This is a genomic window from Acinetobacter sp. USHLN143 (genome assembly GCF_037145695.1).
GTDB lineage: Bacteria > Pseudomonadota > Gammaproteobacteria > Pseudomonadales > Moraxellaceae > Acinetobacter > Acinetobacter fasciculus.
Map to the genome: position 1 here is coordinate 1 of NZ_JBBCWZ010000373.1, position 210 is coordinate 210.

General features: G+C 43.8%; 1 protein-coding gene. It reads right to left on the bottom strand.

What is annotated here, in order from left to right; genetic code table 11:
• Positions 1–210: transposase (locus WFH18_RS18445; protein WP_336755485.1), on the bottom strand; the 210-nt coding region annotated here is incomplete at both ends.

Sequence of the window (210 nt, forward strand, 5' to 3'; positions counted from 1 at the left end):
TGCATCTTAGTTTCAACCAAACTTCGCCGATGATAGCCTGACCATTTTTTCCATAGTGTCCTGCCTAAACGCTTAACTGTTCGAAGTAATTCATTTCGCTCTAGCGAGCTAATCTTTGTATCTTTCCATGGTTTCGCATTTTTTCTAGGTGGAATCACCGCATGCGCTTGCCGATCTGCAATGACCTGACGGCATTGCTTGGTGTCATAA